General features: G+C 43.8%; 14 protein-coding genes. 10 read left to right on the forward strand and 4 right to left on the reverse strand.

The features are described 5' to 3' along the window. Nucleotides 1–78: 78 nt before the first annotated feature. From RDO37_RS00880 to RDO37_RS00895, 4 genes are all read right to left on the reverse strand, one after another. The gene (locus RDO37_RS00880) at nucleotides 79–201 is read right to left on the reverse strand and encodes a hypothetical protein (RefSeq protein ID WP_308497787.1); all 123 of its coding nucleotides are present in this window, start codon (nucleotides 199–201) and stop codon (nucleotides 79–81) included. Nucleotides 202–642: 441 nt separating this feature from the next. Next, entirely contained in the window at nucleotides 643–954 is a 312-nt protein-coding gene (locus RDO37_RS00885) for a hypothetical protein (RefSeq protein ID WP_308497788.1), read from the reverse strand. Between the two features lie 304 nt (nucleotides 955–1,258). Then, on the reverse strand, nucleotides 1,259–7,408 hold the full coding sequence (locus tag RDO37_RS00890; RefSeq protein ID WP_308497789.1) for a PfkB family carbohydrate kinase: 6,150 nt from the start codon (nucleotides 7,406–7,408) through the stop codon (nucleotides 1,259–1,261). 862 nt (nucleotides 7,409–8,270) lie between these two features. Continuing rightward, nucleotides 8,271–8,603 (reverse strand): hypothetical protein, encoded by a 333-nt coding sequence (locus tag RDO37_RS00895; protein WP_308497790.1) that lies wholly within the window; start codon nucleotides 8,601–8,603, stop codon nucleotides 8,271–8,273. 1,390 nt (nucleotides 8,604–9,993) lie between these two features. Here RDO37_RS00895 and sucC point away from each other — a divergent pair. The 10 genes from sucC to RDO37_RS00945 form a co-directional block, all read left to right on the forward strand. Then, a complete protein-coding gene (sucC, locus tag RDO37_RS00900) occupies nucleotides 9,994–11,154 on the forward strand; it encodes an ADP-forming succinate--CoA ligase subunit beta (RefSeq protein ID WP_273322832.1) in 1,161 nt (386 codons plus the stop codon). Nucleotides 11,155–11,399: 245 nt separating this feature from the next. Beyond that, entirely contained in the window at nucleotides 11,400–12,278 is an 879-nt protein-coding gene (gene sucD / locus RDO37_RS00905) for a succinate--CoA ligase subunit alpha (RefSeq protein ID WP_308497791.1), read from the forward strand. Between the two features lie 1,555 nt (nucleotides 12,279–13,833). After that, nucleotides 13,834–14,667 (forward strand): DUF533 domain-containing protein, encoded by an 834-nt coding sequence (locus RDO37_RS00910; protein ID WP_308497792.1) that lies wholly within the window; start codon nucleotides 13,834–13,836, stop codon nucleotides 14,665–14,667. Nucleotides 14,668–16,043: 1,376 nt separating this feature from the next. Further along, nucleotides 16,044–17,339 carry a phosphopyruvate hydratase gene (eno, locus tag RDO37_RS00915; protein ID WP_308497793.1) on the forward strand — a complete coding sequence of 432 codons (1,296 nt, stop codon included), beginning with the start codon at nucleotides 16,044–16,046 and terminating at the stop codon, nucleotides 17,337–17,339. A gap of 657 nt (nucleotides 17,340–17,996) precedes the next feature. Beyond that, nucleotides 17,997–19,019: an anthranilate phosphoribosyltransferase gene (trpD, locus tag RDO37_RS00920; RefSeq protein ID WP_308497794.1), complete on the forward strand. Its 1,023-nt coding sequence runs from the start codon at nucleotides 17,997–17,999 to the stop codon at nucleotides 19,017–19,019. A gap of 95 nt (nucleotides 19,020–19,114) precedes the next feature. Continuing rightward, nucleotides 19,115–19,915 carry an indole-3-glycerol phosphate synthase TrpC gene (gene trpC, locus RDO37_RS00925; protein WP_308497795.1) on the forward strand — a complete coding sequence of 267 codons (801 nt, stop codon included), beginning with the start codon at nucleotides 19,115–19,117 and terminating at the stop codon, nucleotides 19,913–19,915. Nucleotides 19,916–19,917: 2 nt separating this feature from the next. Next, entirely contained in the window at nucleotides 19,918–20,676 is a 759-nt protein-coding gene (locus tag RDO37_RS00930) for a phosphoribosylanthranilate isomerase (protein ID WP_308497796.1), read from the forward strand. Nucleotides 20,677–21,273: 597 nt separating this feature from the next. After that, the gene (gene trpB, locus RDO37_RS00935; protein WP_308497797.1) at nucleotides 21,274–22,464 is read left to right on the forward strand and encodes a tryptophan synthase subunit beta; all 1,191 of its coding nucleotides are present in this window, start codon (nucleotides 21,274–21,276) and stop codon (nucleotides 22,462–22,464) included. Continuing rightward, nucleotides 22,457–23,236 (forward strand): tryptophan synthase subunit alpha, encoded by a 780-nt coding sequence (gene trpA, locus RDO37_RS00940; protein ID WP_308497798.1) that lies wholly within the window; start codon nucleotides 22,457–22,459, stop codon nucleotides 23,234–23,236. The genes trpB and trpA overlap by 8 nt, the downstream gene beginning before the upstream one ends. Before the next feature lie 517 nt (nucleotides 23,237–23,753). After that, nucleotides 23,754–24,215, forward strand: a 462-nt coding sequence (locus RDO37_RS00945) for a hypothetical protein (RefSeq protein ID WP_308497799.1), incomplete at its 3' end; no start/stop codon positions are given.

Consider the following 24,215-nt stretch of genomic DNA (forward strand, 5'->3'; position numbering starts at 1 on the left):
AGGTATAAATTATTAAAGTTAAAAAACTGGCAGTCAATCAACGGCATATTTAAAGGCCGATGATTTAATATGCAAAGATTAGTTGACTAGTTTAATACCGCTTGATAGGCGCTGGTATGTAGTTGTCAGTGAGTTCTGTACATTTGAAAGGTAGCGCTGGCCCTGAAGAGCTGAGTAATTGGTGTTCACATATACTGCCATGGGGATACTCCTTACTTTGACAACTTGCTGTAAGTCCAAAGTGAAGTGTCACAGCAGTTGATCAAATGTTTGTTTGATCGATAAATTGAATCAATCCTTTAACCATCTGTTCGATGAGGTGTATCTAGGGGAGTACCAACACATATAAAGCATGTATAAGTAAGTTGTTGAAACATGCATGTGTTTGGGCTTTATGCGCTAAAATCCTTGTATGGAAACGTTCCGACCATGTAAAGGCTCAATGTCTTTTGATGAGAAGTTAAATTGTTGTATCTATTGAAAATTATTTTCAAAAATACAAAAAATCATGAAATACAAAAAGGCCGGGTCGGTTAGGACGCGGCCTTTGTCAGGATACAGTGTGGTGGGCACTGTTTAACGTGGTGCTAGTTGTTGGATGGAGCACCGACGTTGGTTGTTAGGTGGGTAGTAGACTAAATGCTACTTTCTCTTGGCATCGAGTACAAAACCACCCTTGCCATCAGGACTGTAGTGAACGCCGTTAGGGCCGTTATAGCCGCCAGCGCCGTCTTGAGTCACAATGCCAGCTGGAGTCTTTAAGATACCCTCACCACTATTGAAAATCACGCCATCAGGACCAGTGAAGGTACCGTCGCCCCCTGACATATAAAGATTGCCGAGGTTGTCAGTATAGTTACCTGCACCATCAGGAGTAATAGTCTCAGGAATTTCAACATCAGCTGCTGCAGCGATGCCAATAAAGCCTGTACATGCTAAAACGCATGTTGTCAAACAAAGTTGTTTAAACAGCCTCATACAAAGACCATCCCTTGTAAATTGCTCTATCATTTAAGCTCTCATGAGCTCTAGGCATTTTAGTGGATTTTTACTGTCAATGCCTAGATTTGACAGCACACCTAATAACAATCTAATTACAACACTTTTTGTACGCTATGACCGTGCCTACAACTCATTTGAGCCATACGTAAAAGGTCAGAATGGTGCAAAAAAGCGGCACATTGCCGTATGTATTAGCTTTGTAGCGATTGCAAAAGAAACTGATTAAACATCAGAGTGCTGTAGCACTCTGATGGAGTTACAGGTAAGTGCGCTTAAACTTCTTGAGATCATCGCTATCAATGTTCAAGCGAGAGCCAATGTGTTTAATGCAGCATGCTGCTAATTCATGGCCGGCTTCAATGGCGTTATGCAGTGGCTTGCCTTTGATTAAAGAGGCAATGATACCGGCACTATGGCAATCGCCAGCACCAGTTGCATCCACCACTGGTAGAGGCTTGATACTAAAGTTATAGCAGCGTGACTTATACGCTACCATGCAGCCATCCTTATCTAGAGACACGATAACTGGGGCACTAGTGCGACTTGAGAGGCTCATGATGCCCTTGTATATGTCTCTTTGACCAGTAAAGAGCTCAAGCTCCATACGGTTGCAGTGCACGATAGGATTTAAAGAAAGTAGGATCTCAATAGCCTCAGGGCTGATGTACTCTAGTCTTGCACCTGCATCAAAGAACACGACCACCTTACCTAAGAGGTTTTGCTCTTGTAACTTCTCTTTTAAGCGGCTTAAGTAGATTTCGCCACTCTTGGCAAAAAGATCAAAGCCTGAGATGTAGATAAGAGCGGTCTTACTCAGATCAAGATCATCAAACCACTCAGCTTTAGCATGGTTCTCAATACCAGGAACAGTTACGAAGGTGCGCTCACCATTGCGATCGACCATGCATAAGCAATAGCCGCAGTCATACTTGACTGTCTCATCAATGATGAAGTTGCTCTCATCATAACCATCGCTTAAGAGCTGAGCTTTAATAAGATCAGCATATGGGCCATTGCCCATTGGGACTTTGAGCTGATGGGTAATGTCCAAAGTTCTTAAAGCGTGAGCTACATTTAATGGACAACCACCAACGCCCTTGTTGAGCTCACGAGCATGAGCATCACCGCCAGTTTCAGGCACCTTATCAAGGCCTAAAGTGACATCTACAAAAGCGCCACCAAAGAGTAAGACATTAGCCTCAGGACGCTCTTGTAGTATCTCGCTAAGTGAGTAGCTTAGCTCGTTTTCAGGGTAGGTCTTAAAGCCTGCCTTGAATGCACGCAGCACTTCTAAATAGTCCTTTGGCGAGCCTAAGTGGTGTTTGTCAGTGAAGGTGCTCTGCAGTCTAAAGATGAAAGAATCGGTGACGATACCTAAATCTTTCTTGGAGTAATCAAAGAGGTTTTCAAGGCTCAGATGATCATCCCAGTGCAGTACCAAGATCTCGTCGAGTTCAGGGTGTTTGCTGCGAGCTTGAGGTGAGAAGCAAATGTAGCCATTGCCATTCACATATGGAATTTGACCGACGCACTCCAGATCAACTTGCTTGTATTCACTTGCATTGATGGCATCAGAAGAGTCCATTTGCTCTACATTAGACTCGACGTTGTCTTGGCAGCCCTCTGAGTCAAGGTGAGGATCACTCATCATGTCAGTGTCGTCGATGATAAGTGGCTCATCTTGGGTTTCAATGTCTGCTGTAAACTGAGCGTTCTTAGGAGCATAGACATCGACATATATGCCGTTGACCTTGAACACAAGGCTATCTTTGAGACGCTGCAAATAAGCTGCAGCAAACTCTGGATTGTCAAACTTAGTAGTCGGCAATCCAGCCTTAACTAAAGCAGGTGAAATACTGCTGTCACTGTCAGTAAGCTCTTTAAGACCATCTGAGCATAGCTGTTTAAACTCCTCATCGGACTCCACCTCTACACGGCTCTTAACAATCTCAGTGTAGCAAGGCATGGAAGTATAAGCTCCCATCTCCTTAAGAGCAGCAACAGCCGGCTCAGAGTCGGATAAATCAGCACTTTGTTGCAACAGACGATGCTCTACATCCTCTGGTGGGGATTGGTAGAGACGGAAATCGTCATCATCAATCTCAACCCGTGGATAGAAGAAAATCTTATCCTGGTCAAAGAAGATGTGATACTCATTGAGCTTAGGATTAACCTTTAGGTACTCTTCATCTAAACGCACCCAGCCACACAGACTGCCTGGGATTTGAGAGACGAGCGTGCCTGCAAAGCGACCATTGTCATCAAGGAGCATATAGCCAGACAGATGATCATGCTTAAGCTGCAGACATAAAGCAGGGTGCTCAACTAAAGCATCGATTTGTGAGCCATCAGGAGCTAAGAATGAACGACAGCCTGCTGCTGGATCACAATCGCGAGCAAAGACACCAATGTTCTCTTTACCTTCAAAGGCATCATGTACAGCCGCATCCACCATTGCCTCAGCTGCATCTTCAAAGTCAGCAGTATCGAGCGGATCGACATTAGCAATGTCATTAGACTCATCTACAGATGCAATTGGAGTGGTTTGACTAACTGCCTCAAGTACTTTGTTAAGGTAGTCCGTATCAAAGCGCTGCATGCCGAACTCTTCAAAGTTCGGATCATCAGGGTAAGAGTAGGCATCAAAGTATTCAAAAGTTCCGTTGTGGTAACGCACAATTAAATACTGCAGCTCTGGATGCAGACCAATGTACATAGGCTCAAAGAGTACCCAGCCATTGTCCTTAGTGCCAATAAAGCTACCAGCGTAGACCTCAGTGCAGCTAGATTGATTCTCTGCGCAGCACTCATAGGCAAATACGCATAGCTGACCATCCTTTGGAGCAAGCTTTAAATTGAGCTTAGGAGGGTTGTTAATGGGCATTGAAGCCTGAGCAGAGCTTGATGAGCCTGAGTGCTCTTGAGCATCATCGATCATGCGCTCTAAGAAGCCGCCTGAGTTCTTCTCTAACTGCTCCTCAATTTGCATATCTAAGCGCTGATCTGATACCAATAAGTCTTCATCATCAGCTGGTGATGGGCCTAGATCATAGGCTGATGGTGAGCTTTGTAAGGTCAGTTCAGATGCATCAAAACTATTATCTGCGCCAATATCACCATCAAAGTTGGTGATATTGCCTGAGTCTAAATCTGATACAAAGGAGCCATGAGAGGTCTGTGCATCAAAAGGATCAATACCATCTAAATCAGACTCGTTAGGCTCTTCGATAACACAATCATTGGCAGTACTTAAGTTAGCATCGCCAACTATGGCACGAGTAATAGGCAGTGACATATCTGATTGAGTATCGCTAAGCTCTAACTCAACTTGGGCATCAGAGTCATCTAACAGTGGCTCATTGTTGTGGATAACAGCATTGATTTCTTCTTGAGCTGCTTGAATTTCTGTATCGCTAACAACAGGCTCTTCTTCATAAATATAATCAGTGACGCTTAAGGAAGAGCGATCAAGCTTAGCAGTAGCGTCCTTGTTCATCTTTAAGAATGAGTAGATAAAGAAGTCTGGTGTCTGAGCAAACGCCTTTTCTGTCTCTTCATTGACGTTATAGAACCATAGCTTGTCATTGTATGAGTAGACATAGAAGTCAGAAAGATATGGGCGTGGAGTTAAGTACTCTGTTTCAAAGCACAACCAGCCTTCTTTACCAAAGGACACAATGCTACCAGCTAATCTGTCGATCTTATTTACTAAGATGCCGTTTTCACGCTTTGGAGTGTAGTAACCAAAGCCGCCATTTTTATTTTCAGATGGAATGAGATTGAGCTTTGGGCCGTCCTTTAATGATGAAATTCCACACAGCACAAAGCTTTGGCTATCTTCTGCTAAGATGCCAAATTGCTTTTGCTTAGCTTTTAAAGCAAGCACACCAAGCTCAATACCAGCGCTTCCAGAGGTAGTATCGCTTGTAGATGTATAAGCGCTTGAGGTACTTACATTGGTTGGATGCTCTGCATAAGGATTTAGCTGAGGTTGATCAAACTCTGATGCTGCGTCACTCTCTTGAGTAGATGAGCTATTAGCTTGTAAGTTATACTGATCTTCATAGCTTAGTGAAGCCTCATCATTATCAATTAAGCTGCTGCTTTCCTTATTGCCACAATCTAAAGCATCATCCTCGTCATACGGAATAACAGCGTCGGCTGCATCAATGCCATCTAAAAGCATCTTTTCTACAAAGGCATCGAAAATTTCAGGGCCATTGTTCTTAACGAAGGTAATTGCTCTGCATGGCGCAGCAATGTGACTGTAGCCTCTACGCTCGTAGAGGTTTAATGCTATCTCGTAATTAATGAAATCAAGGCATGGCTTGAGTTGATCAATAAAATTGTCTATGTGTTCCCCATCTTCTGTGTAGAACAATTCTTTGAGATAGTTTCTTGTAATTGGACTTGTATAGTCACTACTTGCAAGTAACTCTAAATTGATGAAGTGCTCATAAAGGATGGTGCTGCGTGCGTCATCTAAATTCTCAACATCTACTCCATCTATAAGATCCACAAATATCTCGTGAAGCACGGACAACATTTTGAGGCTATTTTCAAAAGTACGTTGTCTAAGTTGAGATTTGAGCTCAGGAGAGAACTTAGGGCCAAGATCATCCTCTGAAAAAGTGTAGTGGCGGGCAAGCCAGAACATCCCATCTCCAGGGAAGGTAGCGTCTGTGTCATAGATACGCAGGCGATTACCGTCCATGTAGCCATAGCGATAGATAAGCTCTGGATGTTTTTCTAAGAAACTTGGTTCAAATATTACCCAGCCAGTCTTTTGGGCAGGGGTCATGATTTTGCCTACTACATCGCCCTTAGCTTTAGACTTGGATTTACGTGATTTGCTCTTTTTCTTGGACGCTGTATTGTCTTCTTCAAGCTCAAGTACTGAATAGCGATTGCCCTCAATCTTTACTGCTTTAACCGGGGCATTGTAAATATCGCTTAATGGCTTGATAGAACTTTGTGCAATAGCTGTTGCGCTTGGGATTTCATCATGTAGGTTTAGATAGAGTGCTAAACCATGTGCTCTTGTTCTTGAAGGAATTAAGCAGCTAAGTAGTTTGCGTATGGCTTTGTGCACATTTGGATAGCCAACCATGCAAGCTTCAGCATTAAAGTAGTGCAGAACACCGTCGTAACTTAAGATGGTGTAATTGGCAAACTCTGGATAGTGATAACAGAAAATATTATTGAGCAGCAATACTTCAATTTTTTCACTATATGAAACTGTAACAAAGTGGCCAATAGCAGTATCGTATTTGCCAAAGATGGCTGATTTTATAGGCGTCTTAAGTAAACTTGCACTAATGCAGCGAAATGCAAAATCAATTTTAAGATCAGGATGTTCACGCAATGAGGCATGCTCAACGCCATCAAAGGTTAAGAGAGTCTTCGGCTCGAATGACTCATCTTCTTTAATGGTATTGATAACTTCATCTAAGGATAAGCAATCAATCAGATTACTAATTGGGCTTAGAGAATAGTCGCCGTTATTTTTCGCAGACTCAATCTCAACTAACTCATTTACCTTATCCGTCAACCCATGAATGGCAAAGGCTTTAAGGACAGTCTCGGTATAATGAGGGTGTTCATCAAATTTTAAGAAATTTTGAGGTACAAAAAAACGAGCTAAAGCAGAGAAAATACTTTCATTAGTAAAAGTTTTAAGCTTCGGATCCTCAACTTGAAGAACACTGGTAATTTTGTTGGCAAAGTCAAAAAGATAGTAGTTATCGCACTCTATGTCTGTAGTTAGACCACGTCTGCTAGCTTCAACAATTTTATCCTTGACTAGTTTGTAACTAAGACACTTGATGTTTGGGTGTTCGTTAACAAAGAAAGGATCAAGGATAATGTAGCCTTCGGATTGATGGTCATATACATAGCCAGCGTATATTTTAACGGCATAGAGCTCTTCGACATCCATTGTAGACACGTCTACATGGTTATCATTTTGCTCTTCTTGCTCTTCGATAGCATCAACCTCTTCATCATTAACTAAAGCATTGCTATGCTCCGCATTCATAACAGGATCTGCTTTAGTAGGACGAATAGTTAAAGCATCAGATAAAGCCATAGCTAGAGGGCTAGACTTAGATGACACCATGGCGTCAACATAAGAGAGCGCATCTTTGGCTAAAGTTTTAGCGCGATCAAAACGTGATTTATCAAGCGTATGTCTTCTCAGTGCTTTAACAAAAGCTGAATCTAAAGTCTTAGCTTCAGTTACAAGTCCGCTGCTCTCAGCGCCTTCAGGAATATGATCCTTATCGGTGAGCTTAATGTAGAAGATCTCAGTACGGTTCTTCTCTTCATTACGCGAAATCGAGTACTTAACATTCGCTAAGCTTTGGATTGGTGACAATAAGTCACGGTTATTTGGGTCAAACTTCATTTTTTGCGGAGCCCTGAGAAAACTAAGGGTATATCGAAGCTATCCACGCCTCCATCATTAAAGAAGCGGCATGGGGATTAGGTTTAAGTCATTATTGTACGGCATTTGCTATCAATGCATAGCAAAAGTGCAAAAAAGATCATAACTGCACTAGAGATTAGTACTCATATTGCAACCATCTAACAGTACAAAATGACCAAAACATACACAGCTACAGCACTACCATAGTCAGCACTGTTGCCGTACACAAGCACAATTTAGGCTAAAACTAAGCATTTGCGACAGATGATCTTGGTATTGTGATCGCTCTCAAACGAACTAACGCTTTTTCAAATGCGATCAGCGCATGCATCCAATCGATCAACACACAAACAGGATCACCACCTCAACCTCAAGCAAAAACGTAATAATCACACGGCCAATCATCCCAATACCACGCAAGCTTCAATCAAATGCCAATGAAGAGATCAGAGAGCATTCAACAAGGCAAACCAAACTAAGCCGATCACAGCACAGCAAAGCCTACCCAAAATAGGCTAAGGCCGGCCAATACAAGCCAAGAGCCAAATAAGATAAACAAGCCACGCAAGCAGCACTAGCAGCTCATGCACAAGGATCAGCACAGTTAATGACCTTGCTGCTGCAGCAAGATAAAGAAATCGCCACTCATGAACTGGACGTTGACTTGAGCAGGCTAAAATCAGTCTGTTGAGGCAAAGTGCAAGAAGAGATGAGAGAAATTCTTGGCAGAGTAGAGATGGGACTTTGAAAAGTAGTGGCTGATTTCGCTATACAAGGTGGCTATAGCAAGATCAGCCAGAAAGGAAAAAGGATGGCAATGTAGTGGGGCAATTAACAGCTACTACTCATCTAAGATGTAACCGCCGTTGCCATCTGGGCTATAGACATAGCCATCTTCGGTGACCCAATTGCCTGATTCATCTGGGGTGATAAGCTTATCATCGGGAGTTATGTATGAGCCGTCAGAGTGCTTGTATAAAGTAAAGTCTGGGCCTTTGAGATTGCCATAAGAATCAGGCACATAGGTTCTGCCCAAATCGTCTTGATAGTTGCCACCTGAGTCTTTCCAAACATGAGATGGCAGCATGTCATCGCTAGCTTGGGCACTAAGAGCTGTCGATAAGAGCACAGCGCACACTGGCACAGAGATAAACATAGAGATTGAGTGTTTCATAATCCACCCCCAAAGCTAGTTGTTCAAACGCAAAGACTATCTAATAGCCGAGCTTAGCTAAGCGTAGATATACCACATATCAAATAGGCTAAACGCGTATATTTATTAAATTTGTCTGTAAAATTGATCGTTTGTCTAAACACTTATGAGCAATATCACAACCTTGCACCATCACTTGCAGATAGCAAAGTAAATCGCACTATAGCTTTGCGCTTTCACAGGCAAGATCATTGACCAAACTAAAACACAAGCAATCCAGGCAAAAGTCACATCCCACCCCTCAAATCTAAAGCTACCAACAGCAGTGAAAGTGGTACAAACCTAAAGGCCTAAAGGCGTAATCAAGACAAAATCAAAATCATTAGCCGTACCAAAAGTAAGACTCAAGCAGGGCTTACGCCACTAAAAGATGCGTGGGTGGTGATTGCGTATTAATGCCTAAAGATTAATCAACATCACTAAAGTCACCTTGTTGAGAGTGGTGGCTTGTCTTTACATTGCAATGCATAGAATTCCCTTTCCTTGAATCGCAAAACGATAAATCTGACTTACCCGAGTACCTGCTGCAAAGAGTCAGCTGCAGAAGAAATAAGGCAGGGAGGCAGCGCTGCAGAGATCTTGGGGGCAATGAGGTTAGGTTGATGGCTAATAAAAGCTGATGGACATGATGAATTTTGCAGTATGTGGGCTGGTAAGCTGGATTTTAAGGCGGGCTGCTGAGCTTCTTTGCGGAATATTGCGCTAAGTTGTGGATCATAGTTGTGCAAAATTGGTTGTGGTTTAAGATTTTGAACTAAATTGGGTCAAAATTGAAAGATAGGAGAAATTTTGCACCAGTGCAATGCAGGGTACGGCTGGAGTAGGTGGTGATGACAAAAGCGCATGTATATGGGCTTTTATGGAAGTCTCGTTTGTCTTTAGTGGCGTTTAAGTGACTTTTTAGAAGATCGGCTGGTACTTTTCAACAATCAGTACATACATATAATGACTCTAAGTTTCGAACACAGTTGATCACAGAATATGTTTTAAACATGTGCGAGTGAAGATCAACTGAAATGGTCGTAGTTACTTCAAATCAGACTATTTAGTTGAGGTAAGAAGTGCTGGACACTCAAGTGCACTTTCTTGCTATGGGTAACAACAAGCAAAATACAGGGAGCAAGGCTTAGTTAGCTAAGCGATCAAATCTAGTAAGGCATGTGAATGCTGCTAGCATTTATCTAAATGCAACTTAGTCTTGTGGTTAGCTGAGTTTGAAACTTACTAATGAGGCAGACGTTTTGTTCTGGGCTAAATGAATATAGTCCATGACAAGAGTCTTAATCTTCCCTTGCCATGTTTAGTTGTCCAAATGGACAGTCATGCTTCTCTTGTTAAATGAGTTTTGGCTATGAATTTACACGAGTATCAAAGTAAGGAGCTACTGCGCTCCTACGGTTTACCGATTGCTGACTTCCGCGTTAGCACCAAGGCCTTAGGCATCGGTAAGTTTGCATATGAGCTATCCCCAGGCCCATTTGTATGCAAATGCCAGGTTCATGCTGGCGCTCGTGGTAAAGCCGGCGGCGTTGCCGTAGTGAACTCTCCAGCTGAGGCCGAGGCATTTGCCGCTAAGTGGTTAGGCTCTCGTTTAGTTACCAATCAAACTGGTCCTGAGGGCAAGCTGGTTTCCCGTATTTTAATTGAAAGAGCTACCCAAACCGTTCGTGAGCTCTATGTAGGCGCTACTATTGACCGTACTACCTCAAATCTGACCATCATGGCAGCTGAGGGTGGTATGTCAATTGAAGAAATGGCCGCTCAAGATTCCTCACGTATCTTAAAGTGCAATATCGATTTATTAACCGGCCCTCAGCCTTATCAAGGTAGAGATTTAGCCTATAAGTTAGGTCTCAAGGGCAAGCAGGTTAACGAGTTTGCCAAGATCTTTATGGGTATCTCACGTGCATTTATTGACCTTGATTTGTCATTAGTTGAGATTAATCCACTGGCAGTTACTACTGAAGGCTCTTTAGTCTGCTTAGATGCCAAGATTAACCTTGACTCATATGCTCTGTACCGTCACCCAGATTTATTAGAGCTTGATGATCCATCTCAAGAAGATCCACGTATTGCACGTGCTGTAGCTTCTAACTTCTCATACGTACCTTTAACTGGCTCCATTGGTTGCTTAGTTAACGGTGCTGGCCTTGCAATGGGCACTATGGACATCATCAAGGCATGCGGCGGCGAGCCAGCTAACTTCCTTGACGTAGGCGGTACTGCTACTAAAGAGCGTGTAATGGAGGCCTTCAAGATCATCTTGGAAGATTCCAACGTTAAGTGCATCTTTGTAAACATCTTCGGCGGTATCGTACGTTGCGATCTCATTGCTGAAGGTATTTTGGGTGCAGTACATGAAGTAGGCACCAAGGTTCCTGTAGTAGTGCGTCTTGAGGGTAACCACGCTAAAGAAGGTGGTGAAATCCTCTCAGGCAGTGGCTTAGATATCACTGCAGCACAAGGCCTGCGTGAGGCAGCCATGCTCGCAGTAGAGAAGGCTTCCGCCTAATTTGTACCGCGCAACCAACCAACAACATAAAAACAACAGCGACCAGCTCCATAAGCTCCATAAATCGACCGCCTAGCAACTACATGCAGAAAAACTGCAGCAGCAGTTGCAGCAGCCATAGAAGAACGCAAGATCAATAAAGATCAATGGCTGTAAAGGATGGTCGGAGCTTGCAAAAGCTTTAGTCTGTTTGGTTTGTTGGTAGTTGCGTAAGAGAACACAAACAAGTGTAAGAAAGGTTTTTTATGAGTATTCTCATTAACAAAGATACCAAGATCATTTGTCAGGGTATTACTGGTTCTCAAGGTACAGCACACTCTACTCAGTGCCTTGCATACTGTGATACCAAGTTAGTTGGTGGTGTAACCCCAGGTCGTGGCGGCTCCACCCACTTAGGTCTGCCTGTTTTTAATACCGTGCAAGAGGCTGTGGATGTAACCAAGGCTACTTGCTCCATGATCTTCGTGCCACCTCCATTTGCAGCTGACTCAATTTTTGAGGCCATTGATGCAGGTATCGAGCTTATCGTATGTATTACCGAAGGTATTCCTGTAATCGACATGCTGCGTGTTAAGGCTCGTCTGCGTCAGTCTAATACCATGCTCATTGGTCCAAATTGCCCTGGTGTAGTAACTCCAGGTGAGTGTAAGGTAGGCATTATGCCAGGTGCCATTCACTCAAAGGGTAAAGTAGGTATCGTATCTCGTTCCGGTACTTTAACTTACGAGGCAGTTAAGCAGACTACTGATGCTGGTTTTGGTCAGTCTACCTGTGTTGGTATTGGCGGCGATCCTGTACAAGGTTCTAACTTCGTCGATATCTTAAAGCACTTTGAGGCAGATCCTCAGACTGAGGCTGTGGTCTTAGTAGGCGAGATCGGCGGCACTTCCGAGCAGGAAGCTGCAGCTTGGATTAAGGAAAATATGACCAAGCCTGTAGTTTCCTACATTGCTGGTGCTTCAGCTCCAAAGGGCCAAAGAATGGGTCACGCTGGCGCTATCATCTCAGGCGGCCAAGGTACTGCCATTGCTAAGCAGCAAGCTCTGCGCGAAGCTGGAGTAACTGTAGTTCCAACTGCAGCTGATATTGCAGATGGTCTACGTGAAGCTACTGGCTGGAACTAAACAACAGCAGCTCCACACCAACAGCTCACTAAGCCAAGAAAAAAATATTAAAGCTAGCGCCCAAAGCCAATCCAAGCAAAGCTAAGCAAGGCAAAGCAAGCAATTGCCCCGGCGCAGCTTAATTCCATCCCAAAGCCTCAGGTGATGTGTTCGCCTGGGGCTTTGTGCATCTAATGCCTGCAGATTAAACCACCACCATCTGCAGCAAACCGACACTGCAAATCAAAAATACAAGCCAACAGCCACAAGCCCCAGAGCTAAAGAGATAGCACCACTAGTCCTTCAAGACCCTTTGGCCTAGCAGCTAAAGAGCAAAATGGCATTAGTGACCAGCCAGCCTATATCGCAACGCCATCAGCATCATCTGCAGCCAAATATAACTACATCATAATCCTCATCAGAAGCAAAATATCGTTGTGCCATCAGTCTCTTTTGCAGCCAAATATCGCAGTGCATTCAGTCTCACTCGCTGAAAATAGTGGCGCATCATCATAGTAATCTTAACCAGAGTGATACTTCATCTAACATCCGACGCTTAATGCTCCAGATAGTTAAAGGATGATGGCACAGAACGCAGCGGCAGATAGGGTGGAATGCATGATTTTAACTATCAAAATTAATAATATTGCATGTAACTTTTGTTACATGGTGGATATTTTGCGTAAAGATCTAGGATATAAGCTGCTCATCATTAAAAGGGGTTTGGGGTCATTTTAGTATGGTAGAAAGTGTAGCTTTTTAAGTAGAGTGGTCTTGTTTAGGAATGCTGCTTAAGTGCATGTAATATGGCCCTGAGGCGTGAAACGATACAGTATGTTACAGTCAGAAATTGGGCCTATGTCTAAAATTTGGTGCTTTTTTAGGGGTTGAGTTTTTCTAGATACACGCAAATTATGATGTTCATCAAAAATTAGTTACGTGAATGTAACTGTTACATAAATTACTACCATAATACACATACCAAGAATTGCTTATATCGCGAGATATCAGCGGTTTGGTGACAGTTTTTGTAGTTTTGTATTGCTGTTGTTTGGTGTAACAAGTTACATGCATTATTTAGTTAAATGTATGGAATTTAAATGTTTTGAGTGTGTGTTGTGGCATTTAAATGGCGTAAATATCGCACTTGTTAACAAAAACAGCCTTGCATCTTTGTAGACCGCACCCTTTACGGGCGTAGAAAAAAATATGTTGTATCTACAATCATGCTTGTAGTGGCGCAAATAGGCCACCTAGCAAAACAAAACTACAAAATACTTTGTGTATTTTATGGTGCAGTGATGCGTTTGCCTAAGTTTTTAGATTAAGTTGTCAGTAGGCAAAAGGTGCACGAACTTGCCTTACGCACATTAAGGTGTGCTTTATAGCCACGATAGATGGTCACAAGGCTACTTAGTCTTAATTGCATGAATCTAAATGATCATGGAAAAGCTTAAGTCAGTAACCATCTAAAAAGGCTGATGAGTTTTACTATGTGCTCTCCTAGCAACAGTTAGGAAAGAGCAGCAAATCTCTTAAGCATTCAGCTTAACATTTGTTAAAGACGAGAATTGTCATGAGCAATCCACTTTCTGCATTGTTCAATTTATACAATGCACGCACAGATAAGCACTCTCAGTGCAACCACGACGAAGGGCCCATCAATAATGCCACTTCACAAGTGGCTACGCAGTCATATTGCCCAGTGCCTGTGTTTGAGGCATTGCATGAAAAGCGAAAAGACCACAGCCAAGATGTTGCTGTGTCTTCAAGTGCGTTTGCAAAGAGCTCTAACTATTTAGTTGCTCAAGAGGTAAAGGCAAGCTCCAATTTATTTCCTGAGGTCAGTGCTGACAATAATCAAGACTCAGCAAGTATTATCCTGAACAAGGTTCCAGCTATTGTTGCTTACGGAATCTACAAACAGTGGATGATACGCCGCCGTTCTTTGCTAGCTCGTCCTAATGAGGTTATTGGCGAGACTAGTGAAATGGTCTTCTACACTACTGCCTTACTGCTAGTAGAAACCATGGTCTATGCAATGCGTGCCGATGGACGTATTGATCAAGATCATTTCCAATCTTTGCGTGACTTCTGTCAGGCCGTCTTTAACAATCACATTAATAATGTTCGTGGTGAGATTGATAATCTGTTAACTATCCACCTCGATCCATATTCTTTAGCCAGCAAAGTTCGCTTTGCAGAAGAAAGTCTCGACATCTATCTGCTCTCAGCTGTAATGCTCAGCACCCAAAATCCTTTAGAGCAATCATACTTAGAGATGCTCTCTGCATGCCTTGGCATTGGCCCTTCAGCTCGTCGTGAGCTCGACCGCCGTGCAATGCGTATGCTTACTCATGATGATGACCTTACCCAAGGTCGATATGTCAGTGCTTGTGCTAGTTTCTAGGCAGCAAGACTAACACTACAACTACAGCAAGCTGAGCTAAGCGCACACCCAGCGCACAACTCAAGCTGCAGCACATTCATCAAATCTTATGCACATCATCTAAGCGCAGCCTCAGACACAATCGGGGCTGCCTCAAATCATCCCATCTCAATATGTGCACGCCCACCGTTAGCGCATCAAGTAAACTAACCAGCCCATCAATTTAACTCACCAGCGCAGCATCTCTTAGCGTAAAAGCGCTCTTGCGCACCGCGAAAGTTTAGGCCGCCAATTAAGCAGTCCAATACAGATTTCTTCATCGTAACTTTGAGCTAGTAGCTTTTCATAAAAGTACTGCCAGCAGACTCTTGAGCAGCTAAGTTAGTCATAGCGATTTATGGGGCTCAAACAGAGCTGATCTTCATAAAGCACTCTAAAAGAACGGTCTTGGCAAGCTCATGTCCATAACCCGCATGCTCAAATCACCACGGGCTAAACGTGTGCCTTGGCAAAAGAGCACTGAAGACAAATGCAATTATTCTGATCGCTGAGTTGTCGTGAGAAAAAGCGGCTTTAAAAGATAAGTGCGCTGCTGTTTGAAAATGCAGGTATCGATTGTTGAGGGTGATAGCTCGATGTTGCTTGGCACAGCTAGCTGATGGCAGATAGCAAAGAGCTAATTCATGCGTGAAAAGAATGGTGGTAGTGCTGATGTTTTTGATGGTGAGAAAAGCATGCTAAGAACTTGGTTTTTATGCCTAGTGTGGGGCTAGGTTTTGGAGCATTTTGCTGCTTAGTTGCCTTACAAATGGCTTATGTTTGTGAGTTTGCATGTCAACAGAAATTGCACACAAAAATTGATAGAGTATTGCAGCTGATAATATTTGATCAGGCTTATAAAAATGGCGATCAAAAGGCCTCTAGATAGGGTTTAATAGCTTTGCACACAAGTTAATCCTGATGGAAAAACGCTTTAGTTAGAATAGGCTAACTTTATTTTTGTTTAGACCTTGTAAGCGTAGGGTAACTTGATATAATACGTGGTGAGTTTTAGCTAACTATGGTTAGTTAAAGCAAACGTTAGATACTAAGCTTTGCACTCTGTGATACCGGTGCTTAAGCAAATATCTAACGAGGCTGATGATCTCTGAATCCTAACATCGCAGATGCATCGTCCGCTCGCCAAAGCGAATTTTTTAGGAAAGATCCTGAGTGGCAAGGTAGGCAAAATTCATTTACTACCAAACTTCCTTTCCGACCCATTAAAGAGTTAGACGGTTATCGTGTCGCAATCCTCTTTGTCTTTAATGGGCATTCAGGATGAACACTCCGTGCTTAGTGTACGGAGGTTCGAGTTTTGGACATATGTCCTTTATTTTTGATATTAAGGAACAAGCATGAGCGCAATTGTAGAGATCAAGGCCCGTGAAATTATTGACAGCCGTGGTAACCCAACCGTTGAGTGCGATGTAGTTTTAGACTCAGGCGCTTTCGGTCGTGCTTCAGTACCTTCTGGTGCTTCTACTGGTGTCCGTGAGGCCATCGAGCTCCGTGACGGCGACAAGTCCCGTTTCGGCGGCAAGGGTGTTTTAAAGGCTGTTGCTAACGTAAACGGCGAAATCCGTGACGCTCTTTTAGGCCTTGATGCATTTGAGCAGGTTCTCATTGACCGCACCATGATCAAGCTTGACGGCACTGATACTAAGGCTCGTTTAGGCGCAAACGCTATCTTAGCTGTCTCCATGGCAGTTGCTAAGGCTGCAGCTGACGAGGCAGGCATGCCACTGTACCGTTACTTAGGCGGTTCAGGCCAGATGGCTCTGCCAGTTCCAATGATGAACATCATCAACGGTGGTGCTCACGCAAACAACAAGCTCGACATCCAAGAGTTCATGATCATCCCAGTAGGCGCTCCTTCTTTAGCTGAGGCAGTACGCATGGGTGCTCAGACTTTCCACACCTTAAGCAAGATCATCAACGCTAAGGGCATGTCTACTGCAGTAGGTGATGAGGGTGGTTTCGCTCCTGAGGCTATTCACAGCCACGAGGAAGCTCTTGACCTCATTATGGAAGCTATCAAGGCCGCTGGTTACGAAGCTGGTAAGGACATCTTCATCGGCTTAGACTGCGCATCTTCTGAGTTCTACAACTCTGAGAGCGGCATGTACGAGCTTACCAAGCAGCAGGTTAACTACAGCATCGATCAGTGGATCGACGTTCTTGAGAAGTGGGTAAACACCTACCCAATTATCTCTATCGAAGACGGCGCTGCTGAGGGTGACTGGGCTGGTTGGAAGAAGCTGACCGATCGTTTAGGTTCCAAGGTACAGCTCGTTGGTGACGACTTATTCGTAACCAACCCATCAATCTTAAAGGAAGGCATCGAGAAAGAGACTGCTAACGCTATCTTAATTAAGGTTAACCAGATCGGTACCTTAACTGAGACCTTCGAGGCTATCGAGATGGCTAAGCGTGCTGGCTACACCGCTATCGTTTCCCACCGCTCTGGTGAGACCGAGGATGCTACCATCGCTGACATCTCTGTTGGTACCAACGCTGGCCAGATTAAGACTGGTTCTATGTCTCGTTCTGACCGTATGGCTAAGTACAACCAGCTCATCCGTATCGAAGAGGAGCTCGGTGAGAACGCTATCTACGGTGGCAAGACCTCTTTCTACAACATCAAGTTATAGTTTTTAAGACCCAATCCCTGTAGCTCAGGGATGATCTAAACTATATTAAGGCAGCAGCTAGTCCTCGCGATTACTGCTGCCTTTTTCATCTGTGCAGCACAAGCAAAGCCCATCTTCCAAAACAAATTCGCCCATCAAATCCACCACAACAAACTAGGGCTTACCATTGCAAAGCACCACCAAGCACTTTCAGATAGAAAAATCTAACTTCCGCAAACAAGCACTTTGGGGCACCCCCACGCTCAGAAAGCGCAATCGTCCTGCAAGTAACCCCAAGAAGACAAGATCACCTCTCGGTACGCAACAACTTGTTTGCAAATGCATGGCAGCAAAAATCAGTTGTTTCACATCAAAAGTGCTTAAGCATGGCGTACGACAACAAATCTAAATATCGAATAGCACCAAATACTGGGCACTCCCAGGCTGCCCAATTCTCGCAGGATATAGACACAATTAGGGCGTATAGCCCTTTCTCTTGGTCAATAGAGCTTGGCCATAAGGGTGCGAATGAGTTTTAGTTGCGCAAATGGCAATTGACCTATGTGTACGTGTTAGTATGCAAAAGGCCTCATGATGAGGCTACGCGCAGCTAGTTTTACTAATGTGCGTGCGTATCTGCATCTTAGTGCTTTTGGTATTTGAAATGAGAGGGTGGCGATGATCAAAGAGGCTATTGTTAAGATCGTATCCAAAATGGATCTTACATATGACGAAGCCTATACCGTTATGAATGAGATCATGTCTGGCGCTACGTCCGCCACACAAAATGCAGCGTTCTTGGCGGCATTATCGACCAAGAGTACCCGTGCTGAGACCATCGATGAGATTGCAGGTTGTGCTGCAGCTATGCGTGATCACTCAACTAAAGTTGAGGTGCCTTTTGAGGTCTTTGATATCGTGGGTACGGGTGGTGATAACGCAAACTCTTTTAATATCTCGACTACCTCAGCCTTTGTTATCGCAGCAAGTGGCATGAAGGTCGCCAAGCATGGTAATCGTGCGGCATCCTCTAAGTGTGGTACAGCTGATTGTCTTGAGGCGCTAGGCGTTAATATCGAGCAAAGTCCTGAGCAATGTAAGTTCTTGCTTGAGACTGTAGGCATGTGCTTTTTCTATGCCCAAAACTACCACAACTCTATGAAGTATGTAGGCTCGCTGCGCAAAGAGTTAGGCTTTAGAACAGTATTTAATATCTTAGGCCCGCTAACTAATCCAGCCTCTCCAAGTGCTCAATTACTCGGTGTCTATGATCCATCTTTAGTCGAGCCGCTAGCTAAGGTTTTAATAAGTCTCGGTGTTAAACGCGGTATGGTCGTATATGGCAAAAACAAGCTTGATGAGATCTCGCTTAGTGATGAGACGCTTATTTGCGAGTTCAAGAATGGCTGGTACAAGACTTATGAGGTTAAGCCTGAAGATTTTGGTATGCCGCGTGTATCCCAAGCAGAGTTTTTAGGCGGTGAACCACAAAAGAATGCTGCCATTACGCGCGGCATTTTAAGTGGTACAGTGCAAGGTAGTAAGCGCAATGCGGTGCTCTTAAACGCTGGTGCTGCTTTATACATTGGTGGCAAAGCTCCATCAATTGGTGAAGGTGCTGAGTATGCTGCTACCTTGATTGACAAAGGAGCCGCACTAGAGGTTCTCGATAAGCTAATTCAGCTATCTAAGCTTAATTAAGTAGATCTTAGCTAAAACGTAATGAAACGCACGCCTTAATTCATTGGCAAACGTGGCTTAGCAATGAGCAAAGTGCACCAAGTTGAGGAGATCGCATGTCCATTCTTGAACAGCTTACAGATTATGCAAAAGAGCGAGTTAAGATAGCTAAAACTCAACTAAGCTTAGACAAGCTTATGGCAGAGGTATCTACTCTGCCTCGTGGTGACTTTGTTTTTGAACAGCGTATTAAAAAGCGTAATCTCATTGGTGAGATTGCCTTTATTTGTGAGTGTAAGAAAGCATCGCCATCTAAAGGAATTATTGATCCAGTCTATGACTACTTAGATATTGCAAGAGCTTACGATGCAGCTAAGACTGACTGCATTAGCGTGCTTACTGAGCCTAAATGGTTTTTAGGCAGCGATAAGCACTTGCATGAAATAGCTAAGGCCGTCAGTGCACCATGTCTTAGAAAAGATTTTGTAGTCGATGATTATCAAATCTATGAGGCAAAGCTCCTTGGTACACAAGCAGTATTGCTTATTTGCTCGATTCTTAGTGATGCTCAGATTAAGCACATGCTTGAGCTTAGTAATGAGCTTGGTCTGTCTGCATTAGTTGAGGCTCATGATAGCGATGAGGTGAAGCGAGCCCTTGATTGTGGTGCGCGCATGATTGGTGTTAACAATCGCAACCTCAAAGATTTTTCTGTCGATACTTCAAACTCACGTCGTCTACGCACGCTTGTTCCGGATGACATTATTTTTGTCTCAGAAAGCGGCGTAAAAGATAGCGTGGACGTTAAAAACATAGTGGATTGTGGTGCCAACGCCATCTTAGTCGGCGAGGCGATGATGCGTTCACAAGATAAAAGCGCCATGCTTCAATCATTACGCAGCTACAAGGAGGTCTAGTTATGAGTGATATTGCTAAAAACAAGCTAGCTTCCACAGCTTGCGGCATCCACTTTACAAGCGATGAGCAGAGCATAGCTAACGAGACTTTGTATAACAATAAGTACTCCACATCAGATCCTGTCGCTATTAAGTTATGCGGCTTACGACGTGTTGAGGAGATTGAGCTGTGCAATGAGCTTGAGGTTGACTATATCGGCTTTATCTTTGTCAAAAAGAGCAAGCGCTATATCACTACCGATGAGGCCAAAACACTTAAAGAGCATCTGAACAAAAAGATCAAGGCGGTAGGCGTCTTTGTCGATGAACCCATTGAGAATATTGTGGCCCTCGCTAAAGAAAGCATTATTGATGTCATTCAGCTTCATGGCAAAGAAAATAATACCTATATTCAAAAACTAAGAGATGCCTTAGCAGCATTAGACACTCTTTGTATAGATACCATGCCGATTATCAAGGCAGTGGCGGTAAGTACTTTTGATGATATTGCACTTACCGATACCATCCATAGCGATTACATCTTGCTCGACTCTACCTCCGGCGGTAGTGGGGAGTCATTTAGCTGGCCCCTTGGGGGCTATATGAATCGACCTTACTTTCTCGCAGGCGGCTTAAATTTAGAAAATATTGAGACAGCCTTGCACACTTGCCACCCCATGGCAGTAGATGTCAGCTCAGGTATTGAGACTGACGGCATTAAAGACTTATCAAAGATGCGTTCTTTTGTTGCAAAAGTCCGTGCCTATACCCAAGCTAGCTAGCTAGCTAAGCAAGCAAGCAAGCAAGCTAAGCTAGCATAGCTAGCCACAGCAAACACCAAGCAAAAGATCACTAAACCTAGGCCTTACAACAGTCCATTACCAGCAAAGCCAACACAGCAACGCAACAGCAAGTTGCACCGCAATGCCCATAGCATGGCATTGCAATAGCCAGAGCAGGGCAATAGCAGCTCATAACACAAGCAGAGCATGCAATGCCCATAGCATGGCAAAACCCAGAGCATGGTAACCCCAAGAGCCGTGCACAAAGCTGCAGCTACTTCAAAGCAGGATAATGCAGCGCTTTGGATGATCTCAGTTGAGCTAAAGCTAATGGACGTGACACTGCTCTTTTATGGCTAAAAGGTGAGAGACATTGCAAAGCCAAAGTTCATTGCTATCTTAAGTTGAGATCATATTGGTATAGTGTGTGGCTGTTAGGCATTGGGTCGATAGCAGCTAGTCTGCTTGAAAACAAACACATCTTTGAGCATCAGATATAAGCACTTGAAAGATCATGATATGCATGCCTCTTGCGCATAAAGTTTAGGCATAGATGCAGTTTTTGCTAATGGTGCTTATAGCGGAGATTTTTAGATTATGACCAACCCGAAGGGACGTTTTGGTATCCATGGTGGACAGTACATTCCTGAGTCGCTGATGAACGCAGTGAATGAACTTGAGGAAGCATACGAGCACTACAAGAAAGATCCTGAGTTTATCAAGGAGCTTGATGACCTCTTTAATAATTATGCAGGCAGACCATCTCGTCTGTATTTTGCTCGTAAGATGACCGAAGATCTTGGTGGTGCCAAGATCTACTTAAAGCGCGAGGACTTAAATCATACTGGCGCTCATAAGATCAACAATGTTTTAGGCCAAGCTTTACTGGCTAAAAAGATGGGCAAGAAGTGCCTGATTGCTGAGACTGGTGCAGGTCAGCACGGTGTAGCCTCAGCTACTGCAGCAGCTTTACTGGGCCTTGATTGTATTGTGTACATGGGCAAAGAGGATACTGAAAGACAGGCTCTCAATGTCTACCGTATGCGTTTGCTCGGAGCTAAAGTGGTTCCTGTAACTGCAGGCACTGCTACCTTAAAAGATGCGGTTTCTGAGGCCATGCGCGAGTGGTGTACTCGTCTTGAAGACACTCACTATTGCTTAGGTTCTGCTGTAGGCCCGCATCCATTCCCAACCATCGTACGTGACTTCCAAGCTGTAATCTCAAGAGAGATCAAAGAGCAGATCTTAAAGGCTGAAGGCAGATTACCTGATGCAGTGCTTGCTTGTGTTGGTGGCGGCTCTAATGCTATTGGCGCTTTCTATCATTTCATCAACGACAAAGAGGTTGCTCTAATCGGTTGTGAGGCCGCTGGTCGTGGTATCGATACTGCCGAAACTGCAGCTACTTTCAATGTGGGATCAGTGGGTATCTTCCATGGTATGAAGTCTTACTTCTGCCAAGATAAGTTTGGTCAGATTGCCCCTGTATATTCCATTTCAGCAGGTCTTGATTATCCTGGTGTTGGGCCTGAGCATGCTGAATTGTTCGATTCACGTAGAGCTAAGTACTTCGCCATTACCGATGATGAAGCAGTGAATGCCTTTGAGTACTTATCACGTACTGAGGGTATCATCCCGGCAATTGAGTCTTCTCATGCTGTAGCCCAAGCCATTAAGATGGCTCCAACAATGGGTAAAGACAAGATCATGGTCATTAACTTATCAGGTCGTGGTGACAAGGACGTAGCTGCGATTGCTCGCTACAGAGGAGAGGAAATTCATGAGTAATTTTGCAAATGCCTTTGCTAATGGCAAAGCTTTCATTCCTTTCATTACCTGTGGCGATCCTGATTTAAGTACTACTGCAGCTTGCATGAAAGCAATGCAAGATGCTGGTGCCGATATTATTCAGCTGGGCATCCCATTTTCTGATCCTGTAGTTGAGAGCCCATCTATTCAGGCAGCAACTATGCGTGCCTTGAAACATGAACTGACTACTGATGACATCTTTGAGTTTGTTGAGAACGTTAGAAAGGATGTTCACATCCCGATTATGTTCATGACATACGCTAATACTGTCTACAACTACGGTATTGAGCGTTTCATGGAGCGTTGTGCCGATGTTGGCGTTCAGGGCATGGTACTGCCTGATGTTCCTTTAGAGGAAAAAGATGAGTTTGATGCCAGTGCTGAGGTACATGGCGTCGATATCATTAGCTTAATCGCACCATCGTCCGTAGGTCGTGTGGCATCGATTGCTGAGAGCTCTAATGGCTTTATCTATGTTGTATCAGGCTTAGGCGGCATTCAAAGTCGCGAGAAGATGATTGAGGACATCAAGGGTATTGTTGCTACTATCCGCGAGCACACCTCCATTCCATGTGCTGTAGGTATTGGTATCACCACTCCTGAGCAGGCTGTAGATATGGCGTCCTTATCAGATGGTGCCATTGTGGGTAGCGCGATCATCAAGCTCGTAGAGCAATATGGAAAAGACGCTCCAGAGCATGTTGGCGCTTTCGTCAAGCAAATGAAAGACGCGCTCCGTTCCATGAGCTAATCTAGCTACACAACACAAAATCAGCTTATTGCTGTTAATTGCTCTTATTTATTAGGCCCGCATATGCGGGCCTTTCACTTTTTAGGTGGCAAGTGTAAATATGGTTGATCTTTTGGTAACTACAAAGAGCAATTAAGAGTTATTGATGGGATAAATGGGGCTAGAAGCTTGATCAAACGCTACAGCTTGTAAGACAAGTGCAAGCTTACTGAATGGTTTTGCAAAACCTTGCAAATACGATACATATCTTGTTTTGGCTCGTACAGAGCGAACAGAATTAGTGGATTTGAGGGTATTTGTGCCTAAAGATAGTGCGTGACGCATGCAAGGGCATTAATTAAGAAATGCCGTATATATCAAATTCTGTAAAAAAGTCCTTTAACTGTTTGCAAATAGATCTGCAAAAGATAAAGTTTATCGCTATAATTGAATCGTTTTCTCAACTAGGTGAGTACGACACGCTCATCAAGCTAGAAGAAAAACGATGTTAGGATTTTAGTCAATTAGGTATCGCATAATGATCTATTCACACGAAGTAGAGCAAATGTGCACTGTTAAGAAGGGTGCATACCATGGACCTGCCCCAATCCCTGAGGAGGGTAAGTGGGTTCAGGCTAAAGAAATCAAAGATATCTCTGGTTTAACTCACGGTGTGGGCTGGTGTGCTCCTCAGCAGGGCGCATGTAAGCTTACCCTTAACGTTAAAGACGGTATCATTGAAGAAGCCCTGGTTGAGACCTTAGGCTGTACAGGTATGACTCACTCAGCTGCTATGGCTTCTGAGATTTTACCTGGCAAGACCCTGCTTGAGGCTTTAAATACCGACCTCGTGTGCGATGCTATCAACACCGCTATGCGCGAGTTATTCTTACAGATCGTTTACGGTCGTACACAGTCTGCATTCTCTGATGATGGACTTGCTGTTGGAGCAGGACTTGAGGATTTAGGAAAGGGACTTCGCTCACAGGTTGGTACAATG

The sequence above is a fragment of the uncultured Anaerobiospirillum sp. genome, assembly GCF_902485895.1.
In the GTDB taxonomy this organism is placed as follows: Bacteria; Pseudomonadota; Gammaproteobacteria; order Enterobacterales; family Succinivibrionaceae; genus Anaerobiospirillum; species Anaerobiospirillum succiniciproducens.